We start from the raw sequence: 14,827 nt of genomic DNA, 5'->3' as shown, positions 1-14,827 counted from the left end.
CGTCACCGCTTGGTGAGTGCGTCCGCGAAGGTGGCGATCCGGTTGCGGGCGTAGACCGGCAGGCCGGCGCTGATCGAGTTGCCGGTGTTGAAGCTGGAATTGCCCATCAGCACCTGCGCGGGCAGCAGATTCTTGAGTACCGGCACGCGGGCGTACTCGGCCTTGCGGTCGAGGACGTCGCCCTTGATCGCCAGCGCCATATAGGTGGTGACCACCGTCTTGGTCGGGTCGTTCGGCATCGGCTGGAACACGGCCAGGAACTTGCCGAAGCGCAGGATCTGGTTGACCCAGAAGATCGTCTGCTCGAGGCCGCCGGTCACCGCGGTGTCGATCTTGGTCAGCGCCTTGAGACGGTCGCCCTGGTCCGGCCCGAGCACCCGCAGCTCGCTCTGGAACGAGACGAACTCGGCGATCTTCTTGGTCGAGCCTTCCTCGAGCTTGTTGGCGAGCTTCACGCCGAGCGGCAGCTTGCCCTCGAGGTCGTAGCGCGACTCGATGCAGGCGCCGGCGCCCTCGCACCACGGACGGTCGGGACGCTTGGCGAAGGCGGCGGCCGGGTCCTTGTTGGGCGTCACGTCGGCGACCGCCAGGGTGCGGTGCTTGATCGCCGGATCCATCTTCTGCACGAAGGCGAGGTTGGCGAAGGCCTGGAGGTCGATCGCCTCGGGCGGCCGTGAGACGACGAAGCGCCCCTCGGCGACGTAGACCTTCAGGGTCTCGTGCCGCGGCTTGGTCACGCCGTTCACCGTGACCGTGTAGTCCGGCTCCTTGTAGCCGGGATACGGGGCGAGCGCCGCCGCCTCGGCCGGCCGCGCCTTCAGCCAGTCGAGGTACGGGATCAGGCCGTTCTCCGGCGCCGATGGGTTGTCGCGATGGTCGGTGAACAGGATCTGGCCGGGCTTGATCGCGGCCGGATCGACGGCCGTGACCGAGGGCACCTCCTTGATCCGCTCGGGCCCCGGCGCCGGGGCGGTGTTGGCGGCGGGCGTCTGGGCGCGTGCCGGGAGGGCCGGGAGCGCGGCCGTGAGGGCGGCCGCCAGGGCCGCGGGAAGCTGCTGGCGCAACGGGATTCTCGTCTGTCGGGGAGGGCTGTCAGTAACCGGGGTCTTCGCCGAACAGGTAGTCGGGATCGCGGCGGCGCGGGCGGCGCGCGTCGTCGTCCCCGCCGAAGGGCGAGCGATTCGTCTGGCCCGGCCAGGGCTTGTAGGGATCCTGACCGTAGAGATCCACGTCGCCCTGCGCGCGGCGGCTGCGCGGCGCGGGACGCTCGCCGAACGGGTCGAGGAAGTCGGATCGCGGCCGCTCGCCGGTCATGTTGCCGTAGTAGTCGCCCGCGACGCTCGCGCCGTCGTCGCCGGCGAGGTCGCCGTCCTGCGCGTCGGGCCGCATGGCGTAGAGCGTCTCGCGCGGCACGAGGCGGTACTGAGTGTCCGCCATGCGCCCGTCGCCGCTGGTGCGGAAATGCTCGAGGAAGCCGCCGCCGGCGATCCGCACGCCGCTGCGCGGGTCGATCGGCAGGTCGGCGATGAACGGGCGCGCCTCGGGGGAGGGGCCCCGCAGCGGCGTCTTGGCGACACCGTTCGCCCAGGCCGCCTGCAGGATCGCCGAGGCGATCGGCACCGAGACGTGGCCGCCGGTCTGGCCGCGGCCGAGCGTCTTGCGGGTGCCGTCGGCGTTGTCGTAGCCGACCCAGACAACCACGCTGATCTCATTGGTCAGTCCGGCGAACCACGCGTCGTTCTCGTTCTCCGAGGTGCCGGTCTTGCCGGCCACGTAGGCCGAGACCTTCGCGAGCGCCGCGGCCGTGCCGTGCTGCGTCACGCCCTGCAGCATGGTCTTCAGCTGGTAGAAGGCCACGCGGTCCGCCGAGGCGATCCGCACCGGCTCCTTGGCGGCGTGCGTGTAGAGCGGCTTGCCGTCCCGCTCGACCGATTCGAGCGCGTAGGGCGCCGGGCGGGCGCCCTCGTTGGCCACCGCCGCGTAGAAGCCCGCGAGGTCGAGCATCCGCACCGGCTGCGCGCCGAGGACGAAGGGGTAGTAGGGCTCGCACTCGGCGTAGATCTGCGCCTCGAGGGCGATGTCGCAGACCCGCTTCAGGCTCGCCGGCGCCTTCGGGGCGATCCCGCCCTGGAGGAGCCGGGCGGTGACGAGGTTCTTGGAGAATTCCAGGCCGCGCCGCAGGGTCGTCGGCCCCGAGCCGCCGCCCTCGTAGTTCTTCGGCGACCAGGAATCGCCGGCCCCGCCGATCGGCGGCAGGGTCACGGCGGAATCCATCACCAGGGTGTTCGGCTGCAGGCCGGCGTTGAGCGCGGCGAGGTAGGTCAGCGGCTTCAGCGTCGAGCCGGGCTGGCGCACCGTCTGGGTGACCCGGTTGAGCTGGCTCAGCGGGTAGGAGAAGCCGCCGGCCATCGCGAGGATCCGGCCGGTCTGGTTCTCCAGCACCAGGGCCGCGCCCTGGACGGTCGGCCGGACCCGGAGCTGCGCGCGCGGGCCGCCCTTGCCGGCGCTGACCTTCACGCGGATCACGTCGTAGGGCTGCAGCTTGCCGTGGGCGATGCCGGGGTCGAGGGAGGCGGTGCGGCCATCGGCGAGGCCGACCTTCACGCCGCCGCGGCCGGTCTCCAGCACCACCGCCATCGGCCAGTGAACGTCGTAGAGGACCGGGCGGGCGCTCTCGAGCGCCAGCAGCCACGCCGGCTTCTTCTGCGGCACGGCCGCGACCCTCTCGCCGCGGCGCGGCTTCGCGGCCGGCCCGGCCTCCGGCCTGGCGTCGGATTTCGCGGCCTCCGGCCGCGCGCCGGTGACGGCGGGCGCGGCCGAGGCGGAGCCCTCCGGGGCCGGCGTCGCCGCCTGGATCCGCCGGACGCTGTCGACGAGGTTGAGTTCCGGCCCCGTGAAGGCCTGACGGCCGGTGCCGCGCTCGTAATTGGCGAGGCCGTCCTGCAGGGCGTCCTCGACGGCGCGCTGCAGTCCCGCGTTGATCGTCGAACGGACGGTCAGCGAGCCGGAGGTCAGCGAATCCACGCCCGCGAAGGTCCGGGCCTCGCGATTGAGGAAATCCACGACGTAGAAGCCGGAATCGCGCCGCGCGGTCTCGATCGGCTTCAGACCGAGATCGGACTTGATCGCCGCGCTCATCTCGGCCTCGGTGATCGTCCCCTCTTCCTTGAGGCGGGCGAGCACGTAGGCGCGCCGCTCCCGCGCGCGGTCGGGGTACTTGTCCGGGCTGTAGAAGTTCGGCCCCTTGGGCATGCCGGCGAGGAGCGCCGCTTCCGGCAGGGTCAGCTGCCCCACCGGCTTCCCGAAATAGCTCTGCGCGGCCATCTCGATACCGTAGGCGCCGCGGCCGAGATAGATGCCGTTGAGGTAGAGCCCCAGGATCTGCGGCTTCGTCAGGATGCGCTCCAGCCGCGACGCGACGATCATCTCGCGGATCTTGCGCTCGTAGGTGACGTCGTCGCCGACCGAGAGGTTCTTGACCACCTGCTGGGTGATGGTCGAGCCGCCCGCCGGCCGCCCCGGCGAGGCGAGGTTGGCGATGAAGGCGCGGATCACCCCGCGCTCGTCGATGCCGTGATGGGTCTCGAAGCGCTTGTCCTCGGCGGCGATGAAGGCCTTCTGGACGAGGTTCGGGACCGCCGTGATCGGCACCACGATGCGGCGGCCGTTCGGCTCCGACGCCTCGGCGAAGGGCTTGCCGGCGCCGTCGAGGATCCGGGTCATCCCCGGCAGGGCCTTGTCGCGCAGGGCCTCGGCGCTGGGCAGATCCTTGGTGGCGTTGTCGTAGAACTCGATCACCGCCTTCGCGTCGAAGGGCGAGTTCGCGGGGTTCTCGCCCTTGCAGAACTGCTTGTAGCTCGTGTTCAGCTCGGTCAGGTCGAGACCGTGCAGGATCTTCGGCGCGGCCGGACCGGCGACCGTGGACGGATCCTCCATCGCGGTGGTGATCAACTCGTCGAGATTGATGTCCTCGATGTCGAAGGCCTTGCGCATGTGGGCGCAGCCGTCGCGCAGCAGGCGCACCACCTCCGGGCCGTCCGTCGCGGGATCGAACTGCGTCCGGACCGCGTCCGGCCGTGTCGTGACCTGGCTGAGCGTCAGGGCGGTCGCGAACAGCTTGATCAGGATGGCGTTCATACGGGCCGGATTCGGGGGACGCGACGGGGCGAGCGCGGACCTTTCGGAAGCGCGCCTGAACAGGGCGTGCACAACGCGGCTGATTTAAGGAGACGCCGCACGGCAACGCTTTGGCCGGCTCCCACGTTCGTGAGGCGCGACGATGCCGGGGGGCCCATGATCAACGACCTGTGGTATAAGAACGCGATCATCTACTGCTTGTCCGTCGGCACGTTCATGGACGCCAACGGCGACGGCATCGGCGACTTCGCCGGGCTTGAACGCCGGCTGGACTACATCCAGGGCCTGGGCGCCACCGCGGTCTGGCTGATGCCGTTCCAGCCCTCGCCCAAGAAGGACGGCGGCTACGACATCGCCGACTATTACGGCGTCGATCCGGATTACGGCTCGCTCGGGGACTTCGTCGCCTTCACGCACGCCGCCAAGCAGCGGGGCCTGCGTGTCCTCATCGACCTCGTCGTCAACCACACCTCGGACCAGCACCCGTGGTTCCAGTCGGCCCGGTCCGACCCCAAATCGCCCTACCGCGACTGGTACGTCTGGTCGAAGGAGCGCCCCGCGAGCGCTGACGAGGGCATGGTCTTCCCGGGCGTGCAAGAGACGACCTGGACCTACGACACGAAGGCCAAGGCCTGGTACTTCCACCGCTTCTTCAACTTCCAGCCCGATCTCAACACCGCCAATCCGGAGGTGCTGGCCGAGATCCTGAAGATCATGGGCTTCTGGATACAGCTCGGCGTCTCCGGCTTCCGCATGGACGCGGTGCCGTTCGTCATCGCCGAGAAGGGCGCCGATGTCGGCGGCAAGCCCCGCGAGCAGTTCGAGATGCTGCGCGACCTGCGCGAGTTCCTGCAGTGGCGCCAGGGCGACGCGATCATCCTGGCCGAGGCCAACATCCTGCCGAAGCAGGACCTCGACTATTTCGGCGACGACGCCGACCGCATGCACATGATGTTCAACTTCCAGGTCAATCAGGCGACCTTCTACGCCCTGGCGGCCCACGATGCGCGGCCCCTCGTCAAGGCGATCGAGCGGACGAAGCCGCGCCCGCTCTCCTGCCAGTGGGGCATCTTCCTGCGGAACCACGACGAGCTCGATCTGGGACGCCTCACCGACAAGCAGCGCCAGAGCGTGTTCGACGCCTTCGGACCCGAGAAGGGGATGCAGCTCTACGACCGCGGCATCCGCCGCCGCTTCGCGCCGATGCTGGCCGGCGATCCCCGCCGGATCCGCCTCGCCTACTCGCTGATGTTCACCCTCCCGGGAACGCCGGTGCTGCGCTACGGCGACGAGATCGGCATGGGCGACGAGCTGGCTCTGCCGGAGCGCGACTGCGCCCGCACGCCGATGCAGTGGACGAGCGAGCACCAGGGCGGCTTCTCGACGGCCCGGCGCACCGTCCTGCCCCTGATCGACCACGGCCCCTACGGCTACGCGCACGTGAACGTCGCCGACCAGCGCCACGAGGAGGGCTCGCTGCTCAACTGGATGCAGAGCATGATCCGGCAGCGCAAAGAGGCGCCGGAGATCGGCTGGGGCGACGTCGTTGCGATGGAGACCGGGCGCCCGTCGGTCCTGGCGCTGCGCTACGCGTGGCGCGGCAATGCCATCCTGTGCGTCCACAACCTGGCGCCGGAGCCCGTGGAGGTCGCGATGGCGTCGGGATCCGAGGATCGCGAGCACGACATCCTCGTCGACCTGCTCACCGGCGCCCGCAGCGAAGTGAAGGACGACGGCCGCCACTGCCTGTTCCTGGAGGGATACGGCTACCACTGGTTCCGCGTCGGCGGGCTCGACGCGCTGCTGAAGCGGCGGCCGACGTGAGGAATACCGGGGCCCGGCTCGCCCTCGGCCGGCCGACACGGTAGGACAGGCCGGAGCGAGGTGGGACATGGCCCGGACGAAGCATCATCCCCCGGACGCGACGATCGCGGACGTCCTGCCGGATCTCGCCGACGGCGAGGCCTACCTGCGCCAGGTCCTGAGCACCATGCGGATGTGCCAGAAGCATCACGGCGACGCCTGGGTGCGGATCGGCGTGACCGGCCGTTCCCCGACGCCGTCCTACCGGATCGACCGGCCGGACGAGACGGCGCCCGGCGACGGTGCCGTCGAGGCGGGCAGAGCCCTGTTCGGCGCCTATGGCGGGCGGTCCCACGACCGGTTCACCCAGGTCAACGCCGCGGAGACCCGCTGGAGCTCGCGGTCGCTCGGCATGGCCGAGATGCTGGCGCTTCACGACAGCCTGCGCCGCCCCAGGGGCGACGCGGCCTGAGCGTGCCGCGCAGGGTGCCGCGCAGGGTGCCGCCCACCGGCGTTCTACGCTAAACTGGGGCGGAGGGCGTCCGGAGCGGCGCCACCAACACGCGGGACGACATGCCAGGTACGCCACGCGCCGGGATCATCCCGGTCACGCCCTTCCAGCAGAATTGCACCCTGATCTGGGATGACGCCACCAAGGTCGGCGCCGTCGTCGATCCCGGCGGCGACCTCGACCGTATTGAGGCGGCGATCCGCGAGCAGGGCGTCACCGTCGAGAAGATCCTGCTGACCCACGGGCACGTCGACCACGCCGCCGGCGCCGACGAGCTGCGCGAGCGCCTCGGCGTGCCGATCGAGGGCCCGCATCAGGCCGACAAGTTCCTGCTCGATTCCCTGCCCGAGACGGCGGCCAATTACGGCCTCGGCGCCGCCCGGCCCGTCACGCCTGACCGGTGGCTCGACGAGGGCGACGCCGTGACGGTCGGCGGGCTCGGCTTCGACATCCTCCACTGCCCCGGCCACTCGCCCGGCAGCGTCGTGTTCGTGAGCCGGGACGCGCGCTTCGCCCTCGTCGGCGACGTGGTGTTCAAGGGCTCGGTCGGCCGCACCGACCTGCCCGGCGGCAACCACGAGCAGCTCATCCGCGCCATCAAGGACAAGGTCCTGCCGCTGGGCGACGACGTCGCCTTCATCCCCGGCCACGGACCGACCAGCACTCTCGGCGCGGAGCGCGTGTCCAACCCCTTCCTGCAGGATTGACGCGCATGGACAGGCGCCGCATCGGCCGCTCCGACCTGACGGTCGCGCCGTTCTGCCTCGGCGGCAACGTCTTCGGCTGGACGGCCGACGAGGCCGCGTCCTTCGCGATCCTCGACCGGTTCGTGGAGAGCGGCTTCGACTTCATCGACACCGCCGACGTCTACTCGCGCTGGGCCCCGGGCCACGTCGGCGGGGAATCCGAGACGGTGATCGGCAAGTGGCTCGCGGCCCGACCGGGCGCGCGTGACCGGATCGTCCTGGCGACCAAGGTCGGCATGGACCTGGGCGAGGCCGGCCAGGGCCTCTCGGCAGCCCATATCGAGCGGGCCTGCGAGGCCTCGCTGCGGCGCCTCGGGGTCGACCGGATCGACCTGTACCAGTCGCATCTCGACGACGCGGCGGTGCCCCTCGAGGAGACCCTGAGGGCGCACGAGCGCCTGATCGCGGCCGGCAAGGTCCGGGCGATCGGCGCCTCGAACTACACCGCGGCCCGGCTCGCGGAGGCGCTGGCGGTCTCGGCCTCCGCGGACCTGCCGCGCTACGAGTGCTTGCAGCCCGATTACAGCCTCGCCCAGCGCGGCTACGAGGCCGAGCTTGAGCCGCTCTGCCGGGCCGAGCAGATCGGCGTGATCGGCTACTTCTCCCTGGCGGCCGGCTTCCTGACCGGCAAGTACCGAAGTGCCGACGACGCGGCGGGACGCCCGCGGGAGAACCGGGTCGCCAAGTACCTGAACCCCCGCGGCCTCGCGCTGCTCGACGTCCTCGATTCGGTCGCGCAGGCCCACGGCGCGAGTCCGGCCCAGGTCGCGCTCGCCTGGATCATCGCCCGCCCCGGCATCACCGCGCCCATCGCGAGCGCGACCTCCGTGGCGCAGCTCGACGAGCTGCTCGGCGCCGTCCGGCTGACGCTCGCACCCGGGGCGATCGACCGCCTGGATGCGGCGAGCGCGGGCGGCATCGAGGGCTAACGCAGCGTTAAGCGACGGGCGTCACAAAAGCGACGGGACGGGCCCGCCGCGGACCCGTAAAATCGTGCAATCTCAACGCGGAACCCCTATATCAGGCGGACCAAGCGAGAGTTCAGGCGCGGGCGCCCGAGGGCGCATCTGCCACCGACGCGATCAGGCCCGCCTGCCGAGGAAGTTCATGGCCGACACCCCCCAGACCGAGCCCGCCGATTACGGCGCGGAATCCATCCGCGTGCTGAAGGGCCTCGACGCCGTCCGCAAGCGGCCCGGCATGTATATCGGCGACACCGACGACGGCTCCGGCCTCCACCACATGGTGTACGAGGTCGTGGACAACGCCATCGACGAGGCCCTGGCCGGCCACGCCGACCTCGTCACCGTGACGCTCAACGCCGACGGTTCCTGCACGGTCTCCGACAATGGGCGCGGCATCCCGGTGGACATCCACAAGGAGGAGGGCGTCTCGGCGGCCGAGGTCATCATGACCCAGCTGCATGCCGGCGGTAAGTTCGACCAGAACTCCTACAAGGTCTCCGGCGGCCTGCACGGCGTGGGCGTCTCGGTGGTGAACGCCCTGTCGTCGTGGCTGCGCCTGCGCATCTGGCGCAACGACAAGGAGCACGCGATGGAGTTCCGCCACGGCGACGCCGTGGCACCCCTGGAGATCATCGGGCCCGGGAACGGAAGGCGCGGCACGGAAGTCACCTTCCTGCCGTCGACCGACACCTTCACGATGATCGAGTTCGACTACGGCACGCTGGAGAAGCGCCTGCGCGAGCTCGCCTTCCTCAATTCCGGCGTCCGCATCGTCCTGACCGATGCCCGCCACGCCGAGAAGAAGCGCGAGGAGCTGTACTACGAGGGCGGCATCGAGGCCTTCGTCCGGTATCTCGACCGCTCCCGCAAGCCGATCGACGGGATGACGAGTCCCGTCGTCGTCAGCTCCGAGCGCGATGGAATTCGCGTCGAGGTCGCGTTCTGGTGGAACGACTCGTTCAACGAGACGGTCCTGCCCTTCACCAACAACATCCCGCAGCGCGACGGCGGCACGCACATGGCCGGCTTCCGGGCGGCCCTGACCCGGCAGGTCACCGGCTACGCCGAGTCGTCGGGCATCGCCAAGAAGGAGAAGGTCTCGCTCACCGGCGAGGATTGCCGCGAGGGGCTCACCGCGGTCATCTCGGTGCAGGTGCCGGACCCCAAATTCTCGTCGCAGACCAAGGACAAGCTCGTCTCGTCCGAGGTGCGCCCGGCCGTGGAGAACGTGCTCAACGAGGGCCTGTCCACGTGGCTCGAGGAGAATCCGAGCCAGGCGCGGTCGGTGATGGGCAAGGTGGTGCTGGCGGCCTCCGCCCGCGAGGCCGCCCGCAAGGCGCGCGAGACCGTGACCCGCAAGGGCGCGCTCGACATCGCCTCGCTGCCCGGCAAGCTCGCCGACTGCCAGGAGCGCGACCCGACCAAGTGCGAGATCCTGCTGGTGGAGGGCGATTCCGCCGGCGGCTCGGCCAAGCAGGGCCGCGACCGGACCTTCCAGGCCGTGCTGCCCCTGCGCGGCAAGATCCTCAACGTCGAGCGCGTGCGCGCGGACCGGATGCTGTCCTCCGCGGAGATCGGCACCCTGATCACGGCGCTGGGCGCCGGGATCGGGCGCTCCTCCACGGACCGGGAGGGCTTCAACCCGGAGAAGTTGCGCTACCACCGCATCATCATCATGACCGACGCGGACGTGGACGGCTCGCACATCCGCACTCTGCTGCTCACCTTCTTCTTCCGGCAGATGCCGGAGCTGATCGAGCGCGGCCACCTCTACATCGCGCAGCCGCCGCTCTACAAAGCCGAGCGCGGGCGCCGGGCGATCTACCTGAAGGACGAGCGCGCCCTCGAGGATTACCTGATCGACCAGGGCACCGACGGCGCAATCCTGCGACTCTCCACCGGCGCGGAATTCGCCGGGGCGCAGCTCAAGAGCCTCGTCGAGGAGGCCCGGACGTTCCGGAGCATCCTGCAGGGCCTGCACACGCGCTACGACCGCTCCGTGGTCGAGCAGGCGGTGCTGGCCGGCGCCTTCGATGCCGAGGCGGCGTCGCGGGCGGGTGAGGCCGAGGTCCTGGCCGACATGACCGCCCGCCGGCTCGACGCGATCGCCGACGAGATCGAGCGGGGCTGGCAGGGCGAGTCGTTCGAGGGCGGCTATCGCCTCAGCCGGACGCTCCGGGGCGTTCGCCAGGTCTCGACCCTCGACGCCGGCCTGATCACCTCGCAGGAGGCCCGGCGCCTCTCCGAGCGGGCCGATGCCTTCCGGGAGATCTACGGCGAGCCGGCCACGCTGATGCGGAAGTCCGACGAGACGGTTCTGCACGGGCCCGTAGCGCTCTTCGAGGCCGTGATGGCCTTCGGCCGCAAGGGCCTTCAGCTCCAGCGGTACAAGGGCCTCGGCGAGATGACCGCCCAGCAGCTCTGGGAGACCACGCTCGACCGCGACGTCCGCTCACTGCTGCAGGTCAAGGTCAAGGACGTCACCGATGCCGACGACCTGTTCGTGAAGCTGATGGGCGACGTGGTCGAGCCCCGGCGCGAGTTCATCCAGGAGAACGCGCTGAGCGTCGCGAACCTGGACGTGTGACGCATACCGCTGCGGGCCGCGCGCCCGCGCGTTCTAGTCCGCTCCGACGACCGCGAAGGGATCGATCAGCCCGCACCGGATGCAGCAGTAGACGAGTTCCACGTCCGAGCTGACGCCGAGCTTCGATTTGATGGCGTAGTGATAGTTCGCGACGGTCTTGGGCGAGAGGCTGAGATCGGCCGCGATCGCGTCCGTGTGCCGTGCGTCGAGGATCATCCGCAGGATCTCGAATTCCCGAGGCGACAGCTGGTCGATCGGCGACGTCTCCTCCGCCAGCCGGCTCGCGGCCAGCAGGTGCGAGATCTCCGCGCACAGGGTCAGCTTGTTGGCGAACACGCTTCGCACCGCTTCGATGAGGAGATCCGAAGCGCTGCTCTTGGTAATGTAGCCGCGGGCGCCGGCGCGTATGGCCTGGAGCGCGTAGCTCACCGCGGCATGCACGCTGAAGACGAGGATGCGGGCGCTCGGATCCACCTGCCGGATCTGCCGGATGGCGTCGATCCCACCGCGGCCGGGCATGCTGATGTCCATTATGACGACGTCCGGCTCCACCATGCGGTAGGCGCGATAGGCCTCCGCGCCGTCCCCGGCCTCGGCGGCGACCTCCATGTCGGGCTGCCGCTCCAGGAGCCGCCGATAGCCCTCCCGCACGACGGCGTGATCGTCGACGAGCATCACGCGTATGCGCCGTTTGGTCATGACACCTCGTCGCCCGCGAGCGCGGCGTGAAAGCGGACCCGCAAGCGGAACCCGCCGCCCGGGGCCGTTTCCGTCACGATCTGCCCGCCGAGCGCGTGGACGCGATCGCGCATGCCGAGCAGGCCGAGACCGGAATGCGGGCGCTCCAGCGCCTCCACGGGGGCGCCGCTCCCGTCGTCCGTGAGGATCAGCTGGACCTCGGCGCCGCCGTCGGTCTCCGCGACGTTCAGCGCGATCGCGACGGTGCGCGCGGCCGCGTGGCGGACGGCGTTGGTGAGGCCTTCCTGGACGATCCGGTAGATATGGGCCGCCGCGTCGGAGGGCAGGCGATCGGCCTGCGCGTCGGCCGCGAGCGTGACGTGGATCCGGCCCCCGGCGCGCTGCGCCTGGGCGGCGATCAGACTCCGGAGCGCGACCCGCAGCCCGAGATCGTCGATCTCGGGCGGCCTGAGTGCGGCGAGGGTGCTCCGGAGCGCGCGCACGGCGTCCGACGCCATGGTGGCGAGTTCGGCACTCTCGGCCACGACCGAAGGCGACGAGGAGCGCGCGCCCTCCTGGATCGACCGGGCGAGAAGGCTCAACGCCGTCAGACGCTGCGCGACGTCGTCGTGCAGTTCGAGCGACAGCCACCGCCGCTCCTGCTCCTGGGCATCGATCAGCCGGCGCGCGAGCTCGGCACGTTCCCGCGTGGCGACTTGGAGATGGCTGGCGAGCTGATTGAAGACCGTCGCGATGCGTCGGAGCTCGCGCAGGCGGAGGCTGGGCAGACGCCACGCGAGGTCGCCCTTCGCGACGCGATCGATACCGATCAGGATCTCGTTGGCGGGACGCAGCGCGTGCGCCACCGCGCCGTAGACCAGCACGCACAGGACGACGGTCATGGCCGCGAGAGCGCCGGACACCTGCTTCAGCACGATCCACGCCGACCCGACGACCGCGTCGGGATCGAAGTCCGCTTCGACGATCCCGATCCGCGACCCCTGATGCTCGAGCGGCAGGCTGACGGTGGATCCGGCGAAGAAGAGGAACCGGTAGAGCGTCGCGAACCAGTCGGGTGCGGCGCGCGCGTGCGCCTCGACGCCCAAGCAGCTCGACCGTGTCGGACCGGCCTCCGCCGGGATCAGCTGCACGCACTGGCCCGGTTGCAGAGCGTACCGGGTGATGATCTCCCAATCCGGGAAGCGTTGGGGAATGTCGGCTGCCCGCTCGATTCGCAGGAGCTGGAGGCGGAGCTGCTTATGCACCTCATCGGCCGTCTCGGCGTTCCGCTGTCGGGTCTTCGCCGCGACGTCGTGCATCGCGTAGGCGGCCGCTCCGGCAGCGCAGAGGATCGCGATCAGCGCGATGCGTCCGACGAGGGCCCATTTGAGATCCAGCTCGCGCGCGTCCCAGACGGCCAGGACCTGCTTGAGCCTGAAGGGTGTCACCCGTGTTCTCCCGAAAGGCCGAGAGTACGCGAGCGCGCGACCGTCTTGGAAGGGTCTCCGGCAAGGTCGTGCGATTTGCCCGGGTCGGTACGGGCGTTCTGCCGTAGCGGGTCCGAAGGCGCGCGGTCTAACAGGACGGACCCTGTCGCGAGCGCCGCCGACGGTAGAGTGGGCTCGGCGTCAGCGGACAGGTTCGATCCGGGCTCGCCCCAGCGCCGATCTGGAGATTGTCGATGCGTTTGCGCCAGAGCTGCTGTCTCGTCCTCTTCCTCGCATGCCTCGCGCCGGACGCGCGCGCGGGCGAGATGGTCATGGTCACCGGTGACGAAGCCGTCCAGTGGCGCGCCGCGCCGCCCTCCCTCCCGAAGGGCAGCGAGATCAGCATCATCGCCGGCGATCCGGACAAGCCCGGACCGTTCACGCTCAGGCTCCGGTTCCCGCCGAACTACGTCATCGCTCCGCACACGCACGCGACCGACGAGAGCGTGACCTTGCTGTCCGGCACACTCGTCCACGACATGGGGAAGACGATCGACGCGAGCCGGGGTCAGTCTCTCCGGCCGGGTGCCTTCCTGTATCTGCCGGCCGAGATGCCCCACGCGCTGTGGACGACGCGCGACCCGGCCGTGATCCAGGTCTCGGGAACAGGGCCCTTCGGGCTCGACTACATCAATCCCTCCGACGATCCGAGGAAGACGCGCTCGGACAAGTGATCGTCCACGGGGGTACGATCCGCGCGCGACAGTCGCTCCGACCCGCCGCAGACGCTCTCGAGAGGCCTGATCGCGCGCGGCGCGCCGATATGGCGACGCCGCCGGTCATCGAGGCGAACGACCTGTCCCACCCGGCCGACGTGACGGCGAACGCGGCCCGCGCCGACCTCTGCCGCGCCCGCGGCAGCGCGCGGGCGTTCCGCCCGTCCGGCGCGGCGAGGGCGGACTGAATCCGTGCTGCCGCGGTCACCGACCGGCTCCAGGGCTGCACCGCCCGAGCGGGCCGCGACGTTCGGACGGTCTTCGACGCCTCGATCCTGCCCCGCGCGGCCGCCGGCGACAGCCAGGCGCCGTGCGGGGTGATCGGCGGACGGGCCACCGGCATGCTGGAGCGGGCGCGCGGCCTGTAACAATCGTCGCCGCCGTGAGCACGCCCGCGGGCGGAGCCCATGATCTTCCTCCGCTCTCGCAGTGTAAGCCTTGCTAATCGGCCCTCGACACGCGCATAAGCCCCAGCTCGACGGCCGGAGAGATGCAGTCGTGAGCACGCCGCACACGCTCGTTCGGTTTCTGAAGGCCAACGCGTTCTTCGCTGAGCTTGGTCCGGAGGCGATCGAGACCATTGCCGGGCTCTGCACGACGCGCAGCCTCGCGCGACACGAGATCCTCTTCCAGAAGGGCGATCCGGGCGATGCCCTCTACGCCGTGCGGCGCGGGCAGATCCGGATCGGGGCCGGCTCCGACGACGGGCGCGCGGTCACCCTCAACCTGCTCGGGCCGGGCGACGTCTTCGGCGAGATCGCCTTCCTCGACGGCCATCCACGGACCGCCGAGGCCGTGGCGCTCGAGCCGGCCGACCTGTTCGTCGTCGAGGGGCGGGCCTTCCTCAAACTGCTCCACGGCGATCCCGCCCTGGCGGTCCGGATCATCGGCCTGCTGTGCCAGCGCCTGCGCTGGATGAGCGCGCGCATGGAGGAGGCGACGCTGCTGCCGCTCGACATGCGCCTCGCCCGGCGCCTGATCATGCTGTCGGAGGATTACGGCGCCGAGATCCAGGTGACGCAGCAGGAACTCGCGGCCTTCGTCGGCGCGGCGCGGGAGAGCGTGAACCGCGTCCTGCAGGACTGGCAGAGATCGGGCCTCATCGATCTCGGCCGCGCGCGCGTCACCGTGCGGGCCTCACACCGGCTCGTCGCGCTGGGCGCGCGGGCGCAGACATGATCGGGGCGACAGGGCTTC

At 70.4% G+C, this 14,827-nt stretch carries 12 protein-coding genes; 8 read left to right on the top strand and 4 right to left on the bottom strand.

Translation table 11 applies throughout. The annotated features are described in order from the left end of the window. Positions 1 to 2: 2 nt before the first annotated feature. Complete coding sequence (locus LXM90_RS21820) at positions 3 to 1,064, bottom strand: hypothetical protein (RefSeq protein ID WP_020091674.1); 1,062 nt, start codon at positions 1,062 to 1,064, stop codon at positions 3 to 5. Between the two features lie 28 nt (positions 1,065 to 1,092). Beyond that, positions 1,093 to 4,137: a penicillin-binding protein 1A gene (locus LXM90_RS21815; RefSeq protein ID WP_234081044.1), complete on the bottom strand. Its 3,045-nt coding sequence runs from the start codon at positions 4,135 to 4,137 to the stop codon at positions 1,093 to 1,095. Between the two features lie 156 nt (positions 4,138 to 4,293). On the opposite strand from LXM90_RS21815, the gene LXM90_RS21810 reads away from it, so the two are divergent. The 5 genes from LXM90_RS21810 to gyrB all read left to right on the top strand — a co-directional run bounded on the left by LXM90_RS21810 (position 4,294) and on the right by gyrB (position 10,749). Next, entirely contained in the window at positions 4,294 to 5,961 is a 1,668-nt protein-coding gene (locus tag LXM90_RS21810; protein WP_020091676.1) for an alpha-amylase family protein, read from the top strand. Positions 5,962 to 6,028: 67 nt separating this feature from the next. Continuing rightward, positions 6,029 to 6,412, top strand: a complete 384-nt coding sequence (locus LXM90_RS21805; RefSeq protein ID WP_020091677.1) for a hypothetical protein — start codon at positions 6,029 to 6,031, stop codon at positions 6,410 to 6,412. Positions 6,413 to 6,513: 101 nt separating this feature from the next. Beyond that, on the top strand, positions 6,514 to 7,158 hold the full coding sequence (locus LXM90_RS21800; RefSeq protein WP_020091678.1) for an MBL fold metallo-hydrolase: 645 nt from the start codon (positions 6,514 to 6,516) through the stop codon (positions 7,156 to 7,158). 5 nt (positions 7,159 to 7,163) lie between these two features. Beyond that, positions 7,164 to 8,126, top strand: a complete 963-nt coding sequence (locus LXM90_RS21795) for an aldo/keto reductase (RefSeq protein ID WP_020091679.1) — start codon at positions 7,164 to 7,166, stop codon at positions 8,124 to 8,126. A 178-nt stretch (positions 8,127 to 8,304) separates the two neighbouring features. Beyond that, a complete protein-coding gene (gyrB, locus tag LXM90_RS21790; RefSeq protein ID WP_020091680.1) occupies positions 8,305 to 10,749 on the top strand; it encodes a DNA topoisomerase (ATP-hydrolyzing) subunit B in 2,445 nt (814 codons plus the stop codon). 33 nt (positions 10,750 to 10,782) lie between these two features. On the opposite strand, the gene LXM90_RS21785 is transcribed toward gyrB, so the two are convergent. Together LXM90_RS21785 and LXM90_RS21780 are read right to left on the bottom strand one after the other, a co-directional pair. Then, positions 10,783 to 11,448, bottom strand: coding sequence for a response regulator transcription factor (locus LXM90_RS21785; protein ID WP_026604713.1), 666 nt, complete (start codon positions 11,446 to 11,448; stop codon positions 10,783 to 10,785). After that, positions 11,445 to 12,875, bottom strand: coding sequence for a sensor histidine kinase (locus LXM90_RS21780; protein WP_020091682.1), 1,431 nt, complete (start codon positions 12,873 to 12,875; stop codon positions 11,445 to 11,447). The genes LXM90_RS21785 and LXM90_RS21780 overlap by 4 nt, the downstream gene beginning before the upstream one ends. A 233-nt stretch (positions 12,876 to 13,108) precedes the next feature. On the opposite strand from LXM90_RS21780, the gene LXM90_RS21775 reads away from it, so the two are divergent. From LXM90_RS21775 to LXM90_RS21765, 3 genes are all read left to right on the top strand, one after another. Then, positions 13,109 to 13,588: a cupin domain-containing protein gene (locus LXM90_RS21775; RefSeq protein ID WP_042675771.1), complete on the top strand. Its 480-nt coding sequence runs from the start codon at positions 13,109 to 13,111 to the stop codon at positions 13,586 to 13,588. A gap of 89 nt (positions 13,589 to 13,677) precedes the next feature. Then, on the top strand, positions 13,678 to 13,818 hold the full coding sequence (locus LXM90_RS21770) for a hypothetical protein (protein ID WP_020091684.1): 141 nt from the start codon (positions 13,678 to 13,680) through the stop codon (positions 13,816 to 13,818). A 310-nt stretch (positions 13,819 to 14,128) separates the two neighbouring features. Further along, positions 14,129 to 14,809: a Crp/Fnr family transcriptional regulator gene (locus LXM90_RS21765; RefSeq protein ID WP_020091685.1), complete on the top strand. Its 681-nt coding sequence runs from the start codon at positions 14,129 to 14,131 to the stop codon at positions 14,807 to 14,809. Positions 14,810 to 14,827 lie beyond the last annotated feature (18 nt).

Origin of the sequence: Methylobacterium oryzae (genome assembly GCF_021398735.1) — a bacterium.
Taxonomy (GTDB): Bacteria; Pseudomonadota; Alphaproteobacteria; order Rhizobiales; family Beijerinckiaceae; genus Methylobacterium.
Note: the sequence above shows the minus strand (reverse complement) of the source record. Positions and strands in the feature narration are given on the sequence as shown.

Coding starts and splice junctions, on each gene's coding strand:
- LXM90_RS21815 (WP_234081044.1), bottom strand. CDS start 4,137: ATGAACGCCATCCTGATCAAGCTGTTCGCGACCGCCCTGACGCTCAGC.
- LXM90_RS21775 (WP_042675771.1), top strand. CDS start 13,109: ATGCGTTTGCGCCAGAGCTGCTGTCTCGTCCTCTTCCTCGCATGCCTC.
- LXM90_RS21805 (WP_020091677.1), top strand. CDS start 6,029: ATGGCCCGGACGAAGCATCATCCCCCGGACGCGACGATCGCGGACGTC.
- LXM90_RS21810 (WP_020091676.1), top strand. CDS start 4,294: ATGATCAACGACCTGTGGTATAAGAACGCGATCATCTACTGCTTGTCC.
- LXM90_RS21785 (WP_026604713.1), bottom strand. CDS start 11,448: ATGACCAAACGGCGCATACGCGTGATGCTCGTCGACGATCACGCCGTC.
- gyrB (WP_020091680.1), top strand. CDS start 8,305: ATGGCCGACACCCCCCAGACCGAGCCCGCCGATTACGGCGCGGAATCC.
- LXM90_RS21795 (WP_020091679.1), top strand. CDS start 7,164: ATGGACAGGCGCCGCATCGGCCGCTCCGACCTGACGGTCGCGCCGTTC.
- LXM90_RS21770 (WP_020091684.1), top strand. CDS start 13,678: ATGGCGACGCCGCCGGTCATCGAGGCGAACGACCTGTCCCACCCGGCC.
- LXM90_RS21800 (WP_020091678.1), top strand. CDS start 6,514: ATGCCAGGTACGCCACGCGCCGGGATCATCCCGGTCACGCCCTTCCAG.